The 4,832-nt window shown below is 63.3% G+C and carries 4 protein-coding genes; 2 read left to right on the plus strand and 2 right to left on the minus strand.

Features of this window, described 5'->3' with window-relative positions:
• Positions 1-1,723 precede the first annotated feature (1,723 nt).
• A complete protein-coding gene (locus tag B5X90_RS20765) occupies positions 1,724-1,978 on the plus strand; it encodes a hypothetical protein (protein WP_079555772.1) in 255 nt (84 codons plus the stop codon).
• A 440-nt stretch (positions 1,979-2,418) separates the two neighbouring features.
• Here B5X90_RS20765 and B5X90_RS20775 read toward each other — a convergent pair whose 3' ends face one another.
• Together B5X90_RS20775 and B5X90_RS20780 are read right to left on the minus strand one after the other, a co-directional pair.
• On the minus strand, positions 2,419-3,093 hold the full coding sequence (locus tag B5X90_RS20775; RefSeq protein WP_079555774.1) for a DUF6766 family protein: 675 nt from the start codon (positions 3,091-3,093) through the stop codon (positions 2,419-2,421).
• A 96-nt stretch (positions 3,094-3,189) separates the two neighbouring features.
• Entirely contained in the window at positions 3,190-3,615 is a 426-nt protein-coding gene (locus B5X90_RS20780; protein WP_143264860.1) for a hypothetical protein, read from the minus strand.
• A 684-nt stretch (positions 3,616-4,299) separates the two neighbouring features.
• Here B5X90_RS20780 and B5X90_RS20785 point away from each other — a divergent pair.
• Positions 4,300-4,749 (plus strand): hypothetical protein, encoded by a 450-nt coding sequence (locus B5X90_RS20785; protein ID WP_079555776.1) that lies wholly within the window; start codon positions 4,300-4,302, stop codon positions 4,747-4,749.
• Positions 4,750-4,832: the final 83 nt, after the last annotated feature.

Below are 4,832 nucleotides of genomic sequence, written 5' to 3' on the forward strand. Positions count from 1 at the left end.
CCCCTGCCGGCAGGAAGGGCTATTCGTACGTTGCGGCTTCCCAACCGGATCCGGCGCCGAAGTATGCCGGCCATCGCCTCGGTGGACAGGTAATGCATCGGCGAACGGTCCTCTAAATGGTGAGACAACGTTCGGGCCGCGGCCCGAAGGGGCAATGCTCGCGGCATGCTTCCTCACCTGCCTTTGAAGGGATCCGAGCTGGCTACGCTTGCGGAGGCAGCGGCCAGCCCGTCAAGAAAGGGACAGAACACGCCCGGACCACCTCGGCTGCCCTCCGTCGGAGGTCACGTTCAAAGCTGCGGATGCCGATTTGTGCTCACAGGCGGACGGGCCTTGATCGACGTCCTGGCGCCGCGGAAGAATAGATAACGGCGTCGTGGTGACTTTGCGGCAGGATCGATGGTTTTGGAATCACGGTGGAAGGGGCGGTGAGCATGACTGTAGAGAGTCTGTGGAACAATCTGGACCCGAAGGCGCAGGAATGGCTGCGGGCCAATCCCGGAAGTGTGATGCTTCCACGCAGCGTGACTGAGGCGCTCCTTCGGGCAAGTGAGGAGCACGACCGTCCCGGGAAGGTTGACGGACATGGCCAGTTCCTCCTTTCCGCGGAGGACCAGGCCTTCCTTAAATCCGTTGCGGCTTCCGACCCGGTTGGTCATCCGGTGCCCCCGGGCACGCCTCCCGCCTGAACGGAGGCTCCCCATCGCAGCTGTCCCCTGGCCAGGCCAGTCATGACGGGAATGCGACGCCGCCCACGATTTCTTCTTCAGGAAACGGTCTCGAAACGGCCGTTCGTGATTCATGGAGAGAAAATCTGGGCCCAGCAAGCTGGATGTCACCGTCGCCGTGGATGCGGGTCCCGGGCAGCATCACCATCACCCCGGATATCGGCCGCATCGCGGACCTCGGAGAACCGGCCTCCGAAACGGGCGCCCTGCAACTGCTTGCGTCTGGCTCCCGGCAGCACGTCCGGCCCCTGGGACGAGGCAATCCGGACGCGTCGGAATCCACCCGGCAAGCGGCCGCATCCACGAACCCGCTAGCCTCCGCCCTGCGGGCAGCAGAAATTTCTCCCGCAAAGGCCTCGTGGGTCGGCCACGAGTTACGCCAATCACTGCACCAGGCGCAGAAACTTCTAGGGCCGCCCGCCAGATGCGTGCCTTCAGATCGGGGCAGGCTCCCCCACTATGCGGGCGCCGCATTTGTGTGGTAACCATTCCTCCTTACGGGCGCACCGATTGGCCCTGAACATGCCACCATTGTTCCCTGCGATTCACGTTCAAGAACCACTCTCCCTGTCACGTTTGTGCGTCCGTTACCGAGGTGGGCGATGGAGATCTAGTCGCCCTCGATGACGATGAGCGTTGGTTGGAGCTGTCGGCATAAGGCCGGCCAACGACGGCCAGCGACTGGCGATCTCGCCCGCGGGGTGCGGTGACGCCGTTTTAAGGCGAAAGGGCCCGCACATTTCTGGCTCCCTCCGTGATGACGTCGGCGACCACTCCCTCAGAGTCCAATTCTCGTGCATTCACCGACGCGCAGGTGGTCGTCGAAACGGGTTTGGCCGGTGCTCTGGACAGAGCCGACGGAACTTTATAGATTCGGATCAGTCCTCGGCAACCCCTCCGGGTTCGAGACCCTTTGCCGTCGGGTGCACGACGGCAAAGAGAGCCGCTGTAGCCGAACGGCGGCATAAAGATGCACCCGCGGAGAAGAGCCCCTCATGGCCACCTCGCACTTCGAACGATTCCTCCTAGAAGCCACCGTCCCGGATGAAACGCACCGGCCCTTGGGACCGGATTGTCTCTACGGCCTGTACACCAGCTGGTGCCGGATCCACAACATCACCCCCGTGGAGGACATCACCTTCCGGTCAGCCATGCGGCGTTGCGGCGTGGATCTGCTCAACAGCCGTCGACGGATGACAGGCCAGGCCGCAACCGACTACATCCTGGCAAGCTACCCCGCTTTGGCCTGACGTCCTGACCATTTTCCACCGCCGTTCCGGACGCAACACGGGCTCTCACCTCAGCGTGGTGCGAGAGATCCAGTTCCCCGTCGTTGAGCGCTGCGGCGAGGACGCTCAGATAACGAAGCAGAACGACTCCACGCCGAAGGGCTGTCCGCAACGGGCCAGGGGCCGGTGGGCCTGCTCCGGGACTTCCAGGGCCTCTGTCTCCTGGCAAGCCCCATAAACGTCATTTGGGCCGTGGCCCAACAGGCCGGCCCGGCGCGCCGCCACCGGAAGCCGCTGAAGGTCGCGTCCCGGCATGGTGGCGGGAACCGCCATTGAGCTGCCGTGCTGCAGACCCGGTGAACCAGGGAGCCCCCCAGGACCCTGTCGTGCCCTCGCCGCCCGCTGGCATTCCCGTCGAACCGGAACAATACCGTGGCTGTTGAGCGTTCGGTCGCCATGTCTTAGCCTGTTGCGCCAGTGTCGTCGTGCGCTGATCCGACGGGTTTGGACTCCGGGGATCCCCGCTGGCGAAGATAGATTGACAGGACCACCATCGACCCCACTGCCAGGAACTCGGACTGCCAGTTCTGCAGCGTCCTGTTCCAGAATTCCGGGGAAACCACGTACTCGGCCCAGGAAACGGGCTGCTGGAAGTTCTTGAGCTGCTCTTCGTTATAGGCGCTGTTGCCCGTGATTGATTGGACCAGCCAGCACAGCACAAAGATCAGACCCATCGTGGCGCCCAGCGAATTCGAAAATACTGTCAGGCGCCATCCGCGGACTTGGGCCCAGATCGGTGATTTCGCGTTGCTGTGCTCCCCGACAATCTGTTCCTGGTCTGATTCCAGGCCTGTCTTGTCCAGCTTCTTGGACTCCGGGGATCCCTTTTGCACGAGCCAGATCGTGGCGGTGATGTACAGCAGGAACTGCAGATATTCGGACTGCCAGTTTTCCGAGACGTCCACCGCGAAGTTCGACGAGGTGAGATATTGTCCAAGGCTGATCTCCTCGAGACCGGCCGCGAGCTGCTCCTCATTGAACAAGGCATGACCGGTGAGGCCCTGACCGAGCAGGGCCAGCAGGAAAATCAGGCCGAAGAGCAGACTCAGGCCATTGTTTCTCAGCGCTGTTTTCACGGCCCGGCCGCTATCCCCGCAGCAGTCCGACAGTGGCCATATAGGCCAGCCCGCCAAATATGAGAACCAGGTACAGCACGAAACTCCAGCGCATTTCTACCCTCCCACGTCACAGTCATATGGCAGCTCTCCACGGGGCAGACAGCCGGCCCCGGTCACCAGCCACCCCGCACCGCTGGCTGTGAGGAAAATAGTGTCATCGTCGAATTCCACCATTGCGTTCCGGCCGTACCTTGCTGTCCGCAGCTGCGCGCCGGTGGTTGGCAGGTGCAGCGACGCCAGTTGCTCCTGGCAGGTGCCGGACGCCGCGGCCTTCTCATGTGCCTTCGGGCTGAGCATGGAGCACGCGGCCGACGTGTCCCCCGCCGCTGCGGCGCGCCGGAACTCCTGGGCCGCCGCCGACGCGCCGGCACTTTCGGGAACACACCCCGACACCGCAAGCACGACCACCACCAGACCGGCTTTCATAAGCCCGGGTGACTTCCCCGCCCGGCGTTCGTTTCCGGCCGGAACCCGTTTCATGATTCCTCCTGACCAGAGCATCACTCGATAGATACCCTCATGGGGAAGACACCAAACGCGTTTAGCCGACCTTCTCCAGGCAACGGCGGAAACGCCGCCGGGCACTTGCCACGGAGCCGGGACTTCAGCTCAGTGCAGGCGGGCTACTTTGGGACTACTCGTCCTGGTCATCGCTTGACTGAGCTCGTGCATATGTATGTCTGCAGAATCCAGACGCGCACCGGCCGGGTTCGTCTTAGAGCAGAACCGGAAGTTCGATCCCCGGGCACAACCTGCTGAATGCCCTCCGCTGCTTCATCCACCTGCTGTCATCGTTGACCCGCGCTCCACCGAGAACACTTGTCGGCGATAGCCGTCCCTAAACGCTTTCGGGCCCACCGCTGCAATCTCAGAGGTTTCAGCCAGGTCCTCGTCCTTCGGATCGTGGGATCACTCGCTCGCTGAGTTCTCTGGTGCCTCCGGGATGCGTGCCCTATGTTTCGAACCTCCCGCCTGCTTCCCTTCGGCCGACTGCGCCCGGCTTGCTGTTGGGAAACTGGTTGAAATCATCCCTTGCTGGCGAATACTAAGCATGCTTAGCTTAAAAGCGCGATGATCTCTTGGTCCCTTCGAATGGGCACGAAAGGCCAGGAGGCGAGTTGGCGTCACGATCAATCAGAAGCGACATTGAGGAGGACGAGTTCGATGACCGCTTTGCTGACGCAGACCTCCAGCCCCGATGTTATGGCCACCGTGGCCTCCGCCGGCCGGTTCCGTGAATGGGTCGTTACCCTGGCGCCGACCCACAAGGTGCCCGCGCTGCACAAGGGCACCCCCTTCACCGCGGACCTGGCGATCGTCCGGATCAGCGCCGCCGGCGAAGACGAACCCTTCACCGCACTCCGCGTGGACCTGGTCGGCAACGCAAAGAAGACGCGGCTCTCCCGCCAGTTCCGCAACGACGTCGCCAACCCGAGCCTCAGCATCCTGGCAGCCCCGGCCTGGGTCCGCGACCTGTTCGTGAACGTCACCGGGGCCCCGGAGCTCGTGAACGCATACGCGGGCCCGGAGCTCGGTGCCGCCGCCTACGTCGAGCACACCACCCCGGACGTACGCTTCCCGGCCCCGGATGCACAGGATCAGCAACAGTCCTGATCCTGATGCCGGCCGGTCCCGGCCAGGGGAGCCCGCTGCCCCTGAAGGCCCGCTGGATCCGAAGCCAGGACCTCCGCCCCCCC

Source organism: Arthrobacter sp. 49Tsu3.1M3 (genome assembly GCF_900168135.1).
In the GTDB taxonomy this organism is placed as follows: Bacteria; Actinomycetota; Actinomycetes; order Actinomycetales; family Micrococcaceae; genus Arthrobacter.